Annotated in this window: 12 protein-coding genes; 4 read left to right on the forward strand and 8 right to left on the reverse strand. The window is 73.6% G+C overall.

The features are described 5' to 3' along the window. Positions 1-23: 23 nt before the first annotated feature. On the reverse strand, positions 24-1,052 hold the full coding sequence (locus AC5WAM_RS16170; protein ID WP_495522983.1) for a glutathionylspermidine synthase family protein: 1,029 nt from the start codon (positions 1,050-1,052) through the stop codon (positions 24-26). A 15-nt stretch (positions 1,053-1,067) separates the two neighbouring features. After that, positions 1,068-1,220: a hypothetical protein gene (locus AC5WAM_RS16175; protein ID WP_495522984.1), complete on the reverse strand. Its 153-nt coding sequence runs from the start codon at positions 1,218-1,220 to the stop codon at positions 1,068-1,070. A gap of 147 nt (positions 1,221-1,367) precedes the next feature. Between AC5WAM_RS16175 and AC5WAM_RS16180 the strand changes: the two genes are divergently transcribed. Then, on the forward strand, positions 1,368-2,189 hold the full coding sequence (locus AC5WAM_RS16180) for a DMT family protein (RefSeq protein ID WP_366789330.1): 822 nt from the start codon (positions 1,368-1,370) through the stop codon (positions 2,187-2,189). Between the two features lie 81 nt (positions 2,190-2,270). Here AC5WAM_RS16180 and AC5WAM_RS16185 read toward each other — a convergent pair whose 3' ends face one another. Next, entirely contained in the window at positions 2,271-2,744 is a 474-nt protein-coding gene (locus AC5WAM_RS16185) for an RrF2 family transcriptional regulator (RefSeq protein WP_366789233.1), read from the reverse strand. A gap of 117 nt (positions 2,745-2,861) precedes the next feature. Here AC5WAM_RS16185 and AC5WAM_RS16190 point away from each other — a divergent pair, with 117 nt between their 5' ends. Continuing rightward, complete coding sequence (locus tag AC5WAM_RS16190) at positions 2,862-3,605, forward strand: SDR family oxidoreductase (RefSeq protein ID WP_495522985.1); 744 nt, start codon at positions 2,862-2,864, stop codon at positions 3,603-3,605. 46 nt (positions 3,606-3,651) lie between these two features. Here AC5WAM_RS16190 and pdxR read toward each other — a convergent pair whose 3' ends face one another. After that, positions 3,652-5,097 carry a MocR-like pyridoxine biosynthesis transcription factor PdxR gene (gene pdxR, locus AC5WAM_RS16195; RefSeq protein WP_495522986.1) on the reverse strand — a complete coding sequence of 482 codons (1,446 nt, stop codon included), beginning with the start codon at positions 5,095-5,097 and terminating at the stop codon, positions 3,652-3,654. Positions 5,098-5,143: 46 nt separating this feature from the next. Between pdxR and AC5WAM_RS16200 the strand changes: the two genes are divergently transcribed. Continuing rightward, positions 5,144-5,716 carry a carboxymuconolactone decarboxylase family protein gene (locus AC5WAM_RS16200; RefSeq protein ID WP_495522987.1) on the forward strand — a complete coding sequence of 191 codons (573 nt, stop codon included), beginning with the start codon at positions 5,144-5,146 and terminating at the stop codon, positions 5,714-5,716. A 64-nt stretch (positions 5,717-5,780) separates the two neighbouring features. Next, complete coding sequence (locus AC5WAM_RS16205; RefSeq protein ID WP_366789230.1) at positions 5,781-6,518, forward strand: isocitrate lyase/PEP mutase family protein; 738 nt, start codon at positions 5,781-5,783, stop codon at positions 6,516-6,518. 115 nt (positions 6,519-6,633) lie between these two features. Here AC5WAM_RS16205 and AC5WAM_RS16210 read toward each other — a convergent pair whose 3' ends face one another. From AC5WAM_RS16210 to AC5WAM_RS16225, 4 genes are all read right to left on the reverse strand, one after another. Further along, positions 6,634-7,602 (reverse strand): ABC transporter substrate-binding protein, encoded by a 969-nt coding sequence (locus AC5WAM_RS16210; protein ID WP_495522988.1) that lies wholly within the window; start codon positions 7,600-7,602, stop codon positions 6,634-6,636. Between the two features lies 1 nt (position 7,603). After that, entirely contained in the window at positions 7,604-9,571 is a 1,968-nt protein-coding gene (locus AC5WAM_RS16215; RefSeq protein WP_495522989.1) for an ABC transporter permease, read from the reverse strand. Then, entirely contained in the window at positions 9,571-10,731 is a 1,161-nt protein-coding gene (locus AC5WAM_RS16220) for a quaternary amine ABC transporter ATP-binding protein (protein WP_495522990.1), read from the reverse strand. The genes AC5WAM_RS16215 and AC5WAM_RS16220 overlap by 1 nt, the downstream gene beginning before the upstream one ends. Positions 10,732-10,864: 133 nt before the next feature. After that, positions 10,865-12,421 (reverse strand): GMC family oxidoreductase, encoded by a 1,557-nt coding sequence (locus tag AC5WAM_RS16225; protein WP_495522991.1) that lies wholly within the window; start codon positions 12,419-12,421, stop codon positions 10,865-10,867. Positions 12,422-12,508: the final 87 nt, after the last annotated feature.

The raw sequence follows: 12,508 nt of genomic DNA on the forward strand, positions 1-12,508 counted from the left end.
GACGGGTGTGAGGGGCATCGGGGTCAGAGGATGACGTGCGGCACGAAGCGCGTGCGCTCGCCCGCGGCCCGGTCCGGCGACTCGCGGATGCCGAGGCCCGCCGCCTCGTTCCGCACGACCCAGGCGTCGAGCACGACGCGGTCGCCGCCGGCGTCCCCGGCCTGCTCGCGGGGGCCGTCCAGGTGGGCGGGCAGCAGGTTCGGGTGGCCCGGGTACAGCTCCCAGAGGACCGCGAGGAGCTCCTTGCGGGACAGGAGCATCTTCCACACGGGCTCGATCCACCGCGTGCTGCCCGTGCCGCCGCCGTTGTCGAGGGTCTCCAGTACGTACGGGGCGAAGCGGTCCGTCGTCAGCCACTCCCAGGGGTAGAGCTTGAAGCAGGAGCGGATGAAGCGCAGGCGCGTGTCGACGAAGCGGCGCGAGAGGCGGTCCAGGGCGATGTCCTGCACGGAGACGGACTCCGTGGCGAGCCCCGCCCGCTCGGCCGTCTCCCGCAGGTACGCGACCGTCCGCAGGTCCGCGCCGGACCCGTCGCCCGCCGCGTGCGCGAAGTGGACGGGGCTGTCGCGCGGGAGCAGCCGGGCCTGCTCGCGCCAGGCGTCGACGAGCCGCTCGTGCAGGGAGTTCCACTGGTCCGCGCCCGGGAACCGGTCCCGCACCCAGTGCCGCTGCGGGAGCGCCGCCTCGACCAGGGAGGTGGGCGTGTCCGCGTGGTACTCCAGGAGCCTGGCCGGGCCCGAGCCGTCGTAGCGCAGGTCGAACCGGCCGTACAGGGACGGCAGTTCGGCCCTGCGGTGCCAGGCCTCCGTCACCAGGGCGGCCAGGCGCGGGTCCGTGATGCCGAGGTCGGCGAGGCGGTCGTGCTCGACCAGGTGCCCGGCCGCCGCCAGGCACATGGCGTGCAGCTCCTCGACCGCCTCCGCCAGGGCCTCGACCTCGGGCCGGGAGAAGACGTAGTACGCGGACTCATCCCCGTGCGGCGGGCCGGTGCGGCCCCGGCCCTCGACGGCCCGGTGCCGTCCGGGGCGGGGGGCGATGGTGCGGCGTTCCACGGTGGCCGGGCCCGCTCAGGCGCGGCCGCCGCCCGAGCGGCCGAGGCCGTCCCGGGCGGCGGACCCGCGGTGGCTGACGGTGTGGCGGCCGGGGCGCACCGGCATCCGCACCGCTATCCGCTCCTGCGGCGGGGCTTGCGGCAGGGCTCGCGGCGTGCCTGGTGGCATGACGGACTGCATGGCTGACGGACACTCCCCCGTGTCGGTATGCGAAACGGCGGTCAGCCTAGAGAGCCGCTGCTCCGCGCCCTCAACCGGGCTCCCGCCTGCGCACCCGCAAACCCCCTCCCCTACAGTCACTTCGTGACTCTTGGGATGATTTGCGCGCTCGGTTCGGCGGTCTGCTTCGGCATGGCCTCGGTGTTGCAGGCGGTCGCGGCGCGCTCGACCGCGCCCGGGACGGGGTCCGGCGTCGATCCCGCGCTGCTGCTGCGCGCCGTGCGGCAGTGGCGGTACGTGGCCGGACTCGCCCTGGACGGGGTCGGGTTCCTGCTCCAGATCGTGGCCCTGCGGTCCGTGCCCATCTACGCGGTGGGCGCCGCGCTCGCCGCCTCCCTCGCCGTGACGGCCGTGACCGCGGCGCGGCTCCTCGGGGTGCGGCTCAGCGGTACGGAGTGGGGCGCGATCGGCGTGGTCTGCGCGGGGCTCGCCCTGCTCGGCCTCGCGTCCGGCGAGGAGGGCGACAAGGGCGGGTCCACGGGGCTGCGGTTCGCGATGCTGGGCGTCGCCCTGGCCGTGCTCCTGCTCGGGGCCGTGGCCGGACGCCTTCCGGACCGGGCGCGGGCGGTGGCCCTCGGCCTCGGGGCGGGCTGCGGCTTCGGCGTGGTCGAGGTGACCGTGCGCCTCATCGACGACGTCTCGCCGGGGGCGCTCGTCGCCAACCCCGCCGCGTACGCGCTGCTGATCGGCGGCGGCGCCGCGTTCCTCCTCCTCACCTCCGCCCTCCAGCGCGGCTCGGTCACCGCCGCCACGGCGGGCATGGTCATCGGTGAGACCATCGGCCCCGCCCTGGTGGGCGTGGTCTGGCTCGGCGACCGCACCCGCGAGGGACTCGGCTGGCTGGCCGTCCTCGGCTTCGCGGTGGCGGTGGCGGGAGCCCTGGCCCTGGCCCGCTTCGGCGAGGCCCCGACCGACTGAGACCCGCCCCCCGGGAACAGGGGCGCGCAGACGGGGGCGGGGCGCGGAGACAGGGGACGCGGAGACAGGAGCGCGGAGCCGCTACCCCGCGCCCACGAGGAGACGCCGGGTGCGCTCCGGGGCCCACTCCGGGAGTTCGGTGAGGAGGTCGGCCAGGGTGACCGCGGCGAGGCTGGTGCGCCAGGCGGTGTGGGCCGTGGCCATCTTCGCCGCGATGGGGCAGACGGCGCGGCAGTCCTCGGCGGGCAGCGCGCCCCGGCCCCGCTGGCGGATCTCCCGGCACTCGTAGGGGGACGCCGCGCCGTCCACCGCCTCGACGATGTCGAGCAGCGTGATGTCCGCGACCGGGCGGGCCAGCCGGAAGCCGCCCCTGGGGCCCGTCGTCGCGGCCAGGACACCGGCCTTGACCAGCGGCTGGAGCTGCTTGGCGAGATAGGCCTGCGGCACGTCGAAGTACCCCGCGAGCTGTCCGGCCGACGCGGTGGCGCCCGGCTCCAGCTGCGCCAGCGACGTGGCGCAGTGCAACACCCACTCCGTACTCACAGGCAGCTTCATGCCGTCGAGTCTATCCCGGACATCCGGGATCCGGGATATTGCGGATACATTTAGTCCGAGATACGGTTCGGGTACCGAACGAGGCACCAAGGGACACACGGACCAGGGGAGATCGTCATGCGCATCGCCGTCGCCGGAGCCACCGGGAGCATCGGGGCCCGCACCGTCGCCGTACTGGAGAAGGCGGGCCACGACGTCGTGCGCGTCAGCCGCTCGCTGGGCGTGGACCTGACCACCGGCGAGGGGCTCGACGCCGCCCTCGTCGGGGTGGACACGGTCGTGGACACCACCAACTGCACCGCCAGTGACCCCGCGGAGACCGTCGCGTACTTCGGCACCACCACGCGGACCCTGCTCGCCGCCGAGGAGAAGGCCGGGGTCAAGCACCACGTCCTGCTGTCCATCGCGGGCATGGACCGCGTGGAGGGCAACGCGCACTACGTGGGCAAGCGCGAGCAGGAGCGCCTGGTCGCCGCGGGCCCGGTGCCGTGGAGCATCGTCCCGGCCACGCAGTTCCACGACTTCGCCGCCATGGTCGCGGCCTGGACCGAGCAGGACGGCGTCGCCACCGTCGCGCCGCTGCTCCTCCAGCCGGTCGCGCCCGACGACGTGGCGAGCGTCCTCGCCGAGGTCGCGGCCGGCGCACCCCTGGGCCGGCATCAGGACGTGGCCGGGCCCGACCCGCAGGACATGGTCGACATGGCCCGGCGCACGCTCCAGGCCCAGGGCCGCACGGTGAAGCTGGTCCCGACCTGGTCGGGCCTCTTCGGCCCGGACATGGCGGGCGACGTCCTGCTGCCCGGCGCCGACGCCCGCATCATGCCCACCACCTTCGAGGAGTGGCTGGCCACGCAGGGCTAGTCCGCGGCGCCCCGGGCCCGGCGCACGGCCGGGCCCCGGCCCGCGGTCACGGCAGCGAGCGGCACAGTGCGTCGAGGGCCTCGGCCCAGGTGTGGTCGGCGGGCGTGCCGTAGCCGACCACCAGCGCGTCCCGGCGGTCCGCTTCCGCCCCGGGGTGCCGGAAGCGGGACAGGCCCTGGACCGCGAGCCGCTGCCAGCTCGCGGACTGCACCACCACCTGCTCGGTGCCGGGCGGCAGTTGGAGCACCGCGTGCAGGCCCGCCGCGATGCCGGTGACGCGGACGTCGGGCGCGCGCTCGGCCAGGGCGGCCACCAGCTGGTCGCGGCGGCGCCGGTAGCGAAGCCGCACCGAGCGCACATGGCGGTCGTACGCCCCGGACGTCAGGAACTCCGCGAGCGTCAGCTGGTCGATGGCGCCGCCCGACGCCCCCGCCCGGTCCTTCAGCTCGGCCACCTCCGAGGCCAGCGCGGCCGGGAGCACCATCCACGCGATCCGCAGGCCCGGCGCGAGGGACTTGCTGGCCGTGCCCAGGTACACCACCCGGTCGGGGTCGAGGCCCTGGAGCGCGCCGACCGCCTGCCGGTCGTAGCGGAACTCGCCGTCGTAGTCGTCCTCCAGGATCAGCCCGTCCGACCGCCGCGCCCACTGCACGGCCCGCGCCCGCCGGTCGGGGTGCAGCGGTACGCCGACGGGGAACTGGTGGGCGGGCGTCAGCAGGACCGCCCGGTGCGCGGCCAACCCGTCGGTGCGCGTGCCGAGTTCGTCGAGCCCGAGCGGCCGGGTCGCGAGGCCCGTCCGCTCAAGGCGGTCCCAGTGCAGATCGAGACCGTACGACTCGACCGCGATCTCCCGCAGGCCGCGCGCGCCGAGCAGTTCGCCGAGCAGCGTCAGGCCGTGCACGAAGCCGGGCACGACGACGATCCGGTCCGGTTCGGCGTGTACGCCCCGGGCCCGGGAGAGATACGCGGCGAGGGCCGTGCGCAGCTCGATCCTGCCGCGCGGATCGCCGTAGCCGAGCGCGTCGTTCGGAGCCGCGGCAAGGGCGCGCCGCGCCGCCTTCAGCCACTCCCCGCGCGGGAAGGACGCGACGTCCGGCCTGCCCGGCGTCAGGTCGTGGACCGGGGCGCCACCGCTGCGGGGCGGGCGCGCGGGCGCCACCGGGCGCGGCACGTCACGGGCGGCGACCCGGGTGCCCGAGCCCTGCCGGGCGGTCAGCCAGCCCTCCGCGACGAGGTCCGCGTACGCGTCGGCGACCGTGTTGCGCGCGACGCCGAGGTCGGCGGCGAGCGTACGGGACGACGGCAGGCGCGTGCCCGGCGCGAGACGGCCGCCGCGGACCGCCTCGCGCAGCGCGTCGGTGAGGCTGCGGCGCACCCCGGAGCGGGAGCCCTTGCCGGGTGCGTCGAGATGGAGGTCCACGCTCCAGCCGCCGTGGGGGCCCGAGGGGCCGGAGGTGTCCGCTTCGCCGGAAGTGGCCCAAGATTTCTCCATGGGAATGGACCATACCGGTGGGCAAATCGCCTCGTAGGTTCGAGCCATGACGCACCCGACGCAGACCGCCACCGCCCCGCACGCGCACACCACCGCGCACGCCCACGCCGCCGCGCCCGCCCACGACGAGCGGCTGCCCGAGCACACGCCCCGCCTCAACATGGCCGAGCTGGCTCCGGAGGCGTACAAGGCCATGATCCGGTTCGCCGCGGCCGCCAAGCGCGGGGTCGACCCGGTCCTCTTCGAGCTCATACAGATCCGGGCCTCGCAGCTCAACCACTGCGCGTTCTGCCTCGACATGCACACCAAGGACGCCCTCGCGGCCGGTGAGAGCGTCGAGCGGATCGTGCAGCTGTCCACCTGGGAGGAGTCCAAGCACTTCTACACGGCCCGGGAGATCGCCGCCATCGAGCTGACGGAGGCCGTGACCGTCCTCACCGACGGCTTCGTCCCCGACGCGGTGTACGAGCGCGCCGCGCGCCACTTCGACGACACGGAGCTGGCCCACCTCATCGCCGCGATCACCCTGATCAACGGCTGGAACCGGTTCGCCGTGACCACGCGCATGGTGCCCGGGCACTACACGCCCGGGTCCACCGCGCACCGGCCCGCCGAGTAGCACCGGCAGCACGTCGCGCGCGCGGCGCGCGTCCCCGCAAGCCCCGAGAGGATGAGCACCACCCATGAGCAAGCGCACTGCCGAGGCGTTCGGCGCCCTGCACCACGGACGGGCGCCGGGCGACCCGCTCGTCCTGCCCGGGCCGTGGGACGCGGCCAGCGCCCGCGTCTTCGAGGAGGCCGGGTTCCCCGCGCTCGCCACGCCCAGCGCGGGCGTCGCCGCCGCCCTCGGCCACGCCGACGGGTCCGTGCCGCCGCACGAGATGTTCGAGGCGGTCGCGCGGGTGGCGCGGGCCGTGTCCGTGCCGGTCAGCGCGGACGTCGAGGACGGGTACGGGCTGCCCGCGCGCCAGCTGGTGGAGCGGCTGCTCGGCGCCGGAGCCGTCGGCTGCAACCTGGAGGACTCCTGGGGCCGCGAAGGCGCGCCGCCCGGCACCCTCAAGGACCCCGGGGAGCAGGCGGACTACCTCGCGGCGGTGCGGGAGGCGGCCGGGCGCGAGCTGTTCGTCAACGCGCGCGTCGACACGTACGTGCGCGGGGGTGCGGACTTCGAGGAGACCGTGGCTCGGGCGCGGCTCTATGTCGAGGCCGGGGCGGACTGCGTCTACGTCATCAAGGCGCCCGTGGAGGTGCTGCCCGCGCTGCGCGCCGCGATCGGGGCTCCGCTGAACGTGATCGGGCTGCCCGGTGGGCCCTCTCCGCGGGAGCTGGGGCGGCTCGGCGCGACGCGGGTCACCTTCGGGCCGGGGCTGCACCAGCAGGCCATGGGGGCCCTGCGCGACCTCGCGAAGCAGCTGCTCTAGCCCACGCGGGGCGCCCCAGGCCCGCCCCTTCCCGAACAAGGGGGCTCCGCCCCCTTGGACCCCCGTTTGCCGGCGTTTGAGGAGCCGGGGGTCTGGGGGCGGAGCCCCCAGGTCACTACCCGCGGGGGAGCCACCCGCGCCACTTGGACTCGTTATCCGCGAGCCAGCGCTCCGCCGCGTCCTCGGGGGACATCTTCTTGTCGGCGATCATCAGGGAGACCTCGTTCTGGTCGGCCTCCGTCCACTTGAAGCGCTTCAGGAAGGCCGCCGCGTCGCCGCCGTTCTTGGCGAAGTCCGCGTTGAAGTACTTCTGGAGCGGCGTGTGCGGGTAGGCACACTTGATCCTCGCGGGGTCGGCGTCGCAGCCCTCCTTGTACGCGGGCAGCTTGACCTCCGTCATCGGCACCTTCTCGAACAGCCACTGGGGCTTGTACCAGTAGGTGAGGAAGGGCTTCTGCTGCTTGGCGAACTGTTCGATCTGGGTGATCTGGGCCGCCTCGGAGCCCGCGAAGACGACCTTGTAGTCCAGGTCGAGGTTCTCCACGAGGGCCTTGTCGTTGGTGACGTAGGACGGGGAGCCGTCCATGAGCTGGCCCTTGCCGCCGGACTCCGGGGTGCGGAAGTCCTTCGCGTACTTGTTGAGGTTCTTCCAGTCGGTGACGTCGGGGTGCTTCTTCGCGAAGTACGTGGGGACGTACCAGCCGATGTGACCGGTCACGCCGACGTCGCCGCCGGGGACGATGGTCTTCTTGTCCTTGATGTAGCGCTGTTCCTGGTCCGGGTGGCCCCAGTCCTCCAGGATCGCGTCGACGCGGCCCTGGCTGAGCGCGTCCCAGGCCGGGATCTCGTCGATCTGGACCTTGTCGACGCGGTAGCCGAGCTCGTGCTTGAGCAGGTACTCGGCGACGGCGACGTCGGCCTGCGCGCCCACCCAGGACTGCACGGACAGCGTCACGGTCTTGGCGCCCGCCGCGTTGGCGTACGGGGAGGCCTGCTTGCTCATGTCGGCCTTGCCGCAGCCGGAGAGGGCGAGCAGGGCCGCCCCCGCACCGGCCGCGGCGATGACGCGGGTACGCGTCCGCATGTCAGGCTCCCTTCTTCGCGCGGCGTTCCGTCGGCTGCGTGACCCGGTCGAGCATCAGGCCGAGGCAGACGATGGCGATGCCGCCGACCAGGCCGGTCGCCAGGTCGCCGCGGGCGAGACCGGCGAGGACGTCGTAGCCGAGCGCGCCACCGCCGACCAGGCCGCCGATGACGACGACGGCGAGGACAAGCACGACGCCCTGGTTGAGGGCGAGCAGCAGCGCCGGGCGGGCGAGCGGCAGCTGGACCTGGCGCAGGACCTGCCAGTTGGTGGCGCCGAGGGACTTCGCGGACTCCATCGCGGCGGGGCTGACCTGCCGCAGGCCCTGCGTGGTGATGCGCACGACGGCGGGCAGCGCGTACACGACGGCGGCGAAGACCGCCGGGGCGCGGCCGACGCCGAAGAGCGCGACGACCGGGATCAGGTACACGAACTGCGGCATCGTCTGGAAGACGTCGAGGACGGGCCGCAGCAGGCGTTCCAGGCGTCGGCTGCGGGAGGCCGCCACGCCGATCGCGAAGCCGAGGACCAGGGTCACGGCGACGCCCGCGAGGACCTGCGAGAGCGTGTCGAGGGAGGCGTTCCACACGTCGAGCACGCCGATCGCCGCCATCGCGAGGACGGCCGTGAGCGCGGTCTGCCAGGTGCCGATCACCCAGGCGAGGGCCGCGACGACGAGCAGCAGCGACCACCAGGGCATGCCCTGGAGTCCGTCGCGCACGGGGTCGAGCACGTACGTGGTGAAGTGCGCGGCCCAGTCGGCGGTGCCGCCCACCACGGGCACGCCCGTGTAGAGGTGGTCGACCATCCAGTCCTTGGCGGTGTTGACCGGCTCGGCGATCTGCACGACCCAGCTCGTCGGCCACTCCAGGCGGTCGGCGAAGCGGGCGGCGAGCGCGCAGGCGAGGGTCACGGCGGCGGCCAGGGACCAGCCGCGCCAGCCGCGCAGCGCCGAGGTGTCCTCGGTCTGGGCGCCGAGGCGTTCGCCCGCGGCACCGGTGACGCGGTCCAGGACGACGGCGAGCAGCACGATGGGGATGCCCGCGGCGAGCGCCTGGCCGACGTCGACGGAGGCGAGCGCCTGGTAGACGCGGTCACCGAGGCCGCCCGCGCCGATCACGGACGCGATGACGGCCATGGAGAGCGCCATCATGATCGTCTGGTTGAGGCCGAGCAGGAGCTCCTTGCGGGCCAGCGGAAGGCGGGCGGAGAGCAGCCGCTGGCGGCCGGTCGCGCCGAGCGAGGCCACGGCCTCCATCACGCCGCCGTCGGCGCCGCGCAGGCCGAGCGCCGTGAGGCGGGCCATCGGCGGGGCCGCGTAGACGACCGTCGCGAAGACGGCGGCGGGCACGCCGATCCCGAAGACCAGGACGACCGGGAGGAGGTAGGCGAAGGCCGGGAGCACCTGCATGGTGTCGAGGACCGGCCGCATCATGCGGAAGACCCGGTCGTTCAGCCCGGCGGCGAGGCCGAGCAGCGCGCCGAGGAGCACGGACGCCAGGACCGCGACGGTCATCAGGGCGAGCGTCTGCATCGTCGGCACCCACATGCCGAGCAGGCCGCACACGCCGAACGCGGCGGCGGCCACCGCGGCGAGCCGCACGCCCGCCACGCGCCAGGCGATGACCCCCGCGGCGGCGGTGACGCCCGCCCAGCCCGCGGCGAGCAGCACCAGGTAGACGCCGCGCACGGACAGCACGACGGCGTTGGAGACGTGGCCGAGGAAGTAGACGAACAGCGGGTGGCTGTCGCGGTTGTCGATGATCCAGTCGCTGGCCCTGCCGAGCGGCTCGGACAGGTCGACGGTGAGCGCGTCCGGCCAGGCGCCGGAGGCCCACTTGGCGCTGACGATCGGCACGGTGACCGCCGCCGCGAGGGCGAGCAGCAGGAGCTTGTGCACGGCACGGTGCCGGAGCAGGGCGCCGAGTCCGGTATCTCGTACGGGCGTGGACGCGGTGGCGGATGCCATCAGGCGCTCACCTCGCCCGGTACGGCGTCCGCGGGCGCGGCGGGCACGGCCTTCGGGGCGGCGGGCGCGGCCTTGGGGGCCGTCGTGGTCCGCACGCCCGCGACCACGCCGAGCAGGTGCTCCTGGTCGACGACGCCGAGGCAGCGCCCGTCGTCCATCACGCGGGCCGGGAAGCCGGAGCGGGCCACGGCCTCGATGGCCTCGGACACGGTGGCGTCGGGCGCGACCGCCGGGCCGCGCTCGTCCCGGTCGGACGCCGGGTCGAGGGGCCGCATGGCGCTGCGGACGGTGATGACCTGCTCGCGCGGCACGTCCCGGACGAAGTCGCGGACGTAGTCGTCGGCCGGGGAGCCGACGATCTCCTCGGGCGTGCCGAGCTGGACGACGCGGCCGTCGCGCATCAGGGCGATGCGGTCGCCGAGCTTGAGTGCCTCGCTGAGGTCGTGGGTGATGAAGACCATCGTGCGGCCCTCCTCGCGGTGCAGGCGCACGACCTCCTCCTGCATGTCGCGGCGGATCAGCGGGTCGAGGGCGCTGAACGGCTCGTCGAAGAGCAGGACCTCGGGGTCGGCGGCGAGCGCGCGGGCCAGGCCGACGCGCTGCTGCTGGCCGCCGGAGAGCTGGCCGGGCTTGCGCGCCTCCAGGCCTTCGAGGCCCACCTTGGCGACGACCTCGGCGGCCCGCCCGCGCCGCTCGGCCTTGCCGACGCCCTGGATCTCCAGGCCGTAGGCGACGTTGTCGAGGACGGTGCGGTGCGGGAGCAGGCCGAAGTGCTGGAAGACCATGGACGCGCGGTGGCGGCGCAGTTCGCGCAGGCGCGCCTTGTCCATGGCGAGGACGTCCTCGCCGTCGATGGCGACGGAGCCGGAGGTGGGCTCGATGAGGCGGGTCAGACAGCGCACGAGGGTGGACTTGCCGGAGCCCGACAGGCCCATGACGACGAAGACCTCGCCCTTGTTGACCTCGAAGGACACGTCCCGCACGGCGGCGGTGCAGCCGGTGCGCTCGCGCAGCTCGGCGGGGTCGAGGGCGGTCAGCTCCGGATCGCCGGGGACCCGCTCGCACTTCGGCCCGAAGACCTTCCACAGGTTCCGGACGGCGAAGACGGGGCTGTCCGCCGCGGCGGGCTCGGTCGTGGTCGTGGTGGCGGTTTCGCTCATCGGGTCTCACCTCGGCGCGTGGCGACGGCCGCGGTCACGGGCGTCTCGACGGTCACAGGCGTCGTGGCGGCAGGGCGCCCACCCGCGGTCACGGTCTTCGCTGTGCTCCCCGCCAGGGGTATCGCGGCTTCACTCATCGGCCGTCACCCCCGAGGAGCTCGGCACATTTCTCCCCGACCATGAGCACTCCGATCATCGGGTTCACGGCGGGCATCGTCGGGAAGACGGATGCGTCCGCGATACGGATTCCGGACAGGCCCCGGATCTGCAACTCCGGGTCCACCACGGCGAGTTCATCAGTGGAAGCACCCATTCGGCAGGTTCCCGCCGGATGGTAGACGGTGTGCGCGGCCTTGCGGACCAGCTCGCTGATCTCGGCGTCGTCGGTGATGTGCGGGCCGGGGAAGACCTCCCGCTTGAGCCACTTCTTGAACGGCTCGGCCTCGGCGACCTTGCGGGCCAGCTTGATGCCGTCGACGAGCGTCCGCCCGTCGTAGTCGTCCTCGTCCTCGAAGTACTTGAAGTCGAGGGCGGGCTTGACCTCCGGGTCCGCCGACGTCAGGTAGAGACGGCCGCGGGCACGGGACTTGGGGATGTTCGGCGTCATCGACACGCCGTGCTCGGGGCGTTCGTAGCCGAGGCGCTCCGGGTTGTCCGTGAACGGGATCTGGTAGAAGTGGAACATCAGGTCCGGGCCCTTGTGGGCCGGGTCCCGCTTCACGAACAGGCCCGCGTCGGAGTCCATCGCGGAGTTGCCCGGGATCGGTCCTTCGGTCTCCCAGACGATGACCGACTCGGGGTGGTCGATGAGGTTCTCGCCGACGCCCGGCAGGTCGTGCACGACCGGGATGCCGAGGGCCTCCAGGTCCTTCTTGGGGCCGATGCCCGAGTGCATCAGCAGCCGCGGCGTGTCCACGGCACCCGCGCAGACGAGCACCTCGCGGCGGGCGGTGAGCAGCTTCTCCGCGCCGTCCTTGGTGCGGACGTGCACACCGCGCGCGGTCTTCCCGTCAAGCTCCAGCTTGTACGCCCAGGTCTCCAGGAACAGGTGGAGGTTCGGGCGGTCACCGGCCTCCATGTGCGGGTGGAGGTAGGCGACGGACGCCGAGGAGCGCTTGTTGTTCTCCGGGTGGTACGCCAGGTCGAAGAAGCCGACGCCCTCGTCGAAGGGCCGGTCGTTGAAGCCGACGACCTCGGGGACGTCCAGGGCTTCCTTGACGGCCTCGATCCAGTCGCTGGCGATCTGGTTCTGGTCCTTCTTGGCGACGCGCACGACGTTGTTGCGCAGCCTGCCGAAGTAGGGGTCCATGGCCCGGGCGTTCCAGCCGGTGGCCCCGGCCTCCTCCCACTCGTCCCAGTCGGACGGCAGCGGCTTGAAGGAGATCAGCGTGTTGTGCGAGGAGCAGCCGCCGAGGACCTTGGCGCGGCTGTGCAGGATGTGTGAGTTGCCGCGCGGCTGCTCGGTGGTCGTGTACTCGTAGTCGAGCTCGCCGCCGAGCAGGCCGAGCCACTTGCGCAGCGTCAGGACGTCCTCGCGGTCGATGTCGCTCGGGCCGCCCTCGATCACCGCGACGGTGACGTCGGGGTTCTCGGTGAGCCGGGATGCGATCACCGAGCCCGCGGTGCCGCCGCCGACGATCACGTAGTCGAACTCGGCCGGGGCCTGGGGGTTTTCAGACGTTCCAGTCATGGGGGTACTGCTCCTCGTCGCTGCCAAGGTGCTTGCGCGTAAGGGGGATGGCGTACGTACGGGCCGGGGGGCGGGGCCCGGGCCGCG

The sequence above is a fragment of the Streptomyces sp. JLYT201 genome (assembly GCF_059448825.1).

Coding starts and splice junctions, on each gene's coding strand:
- AC5WAM_RS16175 (WP_495522984.1), bottom strand. CDS start 1,220: ATGCCACCAGGCACGCCGCGAGCCCTGCCGCAAGCCCCGCCGCAGGAG.
- AC5WAM_RS16220 (WP_495522990.1), bottom strand. CDS start 10,731: ATGAGCGAAACCGCCACCACGACCACGACCGAGCCCGCCGCGGCGGAC.
- AC5WAM_RS16225 (WP_495522991.1), bottom strand. CDS start 12,421: ATGACTGGAACGTCTGAAAACCCCCAGGCCCCGGCCGAGTTCGACTAC.
- pdxR (WP_495522986.1), bottom strand. CDS start 5,097: ATGGAGAAATCTTGGGCCACTTCCGGCGAAGCGGACACCTCCGGCCCC.
- AC5WAM_RS16205 (WP_366789230.1), top strand. CDS start 5,781: ATGAGCAAGCGCACTGCCGAGGCGTTCGGCGCCCTGCACCACGGACGG.
- AC5WAM_RS16180 (WP_366789330.1), top strand. CDS start 1,368: ATGATTTGCGCGCTCGGTTCGGCGGTCTGCTTCGGCATGGCCTCGGTG.
- AC5WAM_RS16200 (WP_495522987.1), top strand. CDS start 5,144: ATGACGCACCCGACGCAGACCGCCACCGCCCCGCACGCGCACACCACC.
- AC5WAM_RS16215 (WP_495522989.1), bottom strand. CDS start 9,571: ATGGCATCCGCCACCGCGTCCACGCCCGTACGAGATACCGGACTCGGC.
- AC5WAM_RS16190 (WP_495522985.1), top strand. CDS start 2,862: ATGCGCATCGCCGTCGCCGGAGCCACCGGGAGCATCGGGGCCCGCACC.
- AC5WAM_RS16185 (WP_366789233.1), bottom strand. CDS start 2,744: ATGAAGCTGCCTGTGAGTACGGAGTGGGTGTTGCACTGCGCCACGTCG.
- AC5WAM_RS16210 (WP_495522988.1), bottom strand. CDS start 7,602: ATGCGGACGCGTACCCGCGTCATCGCCGCGGCCGGTGCGGGGGCGGCC.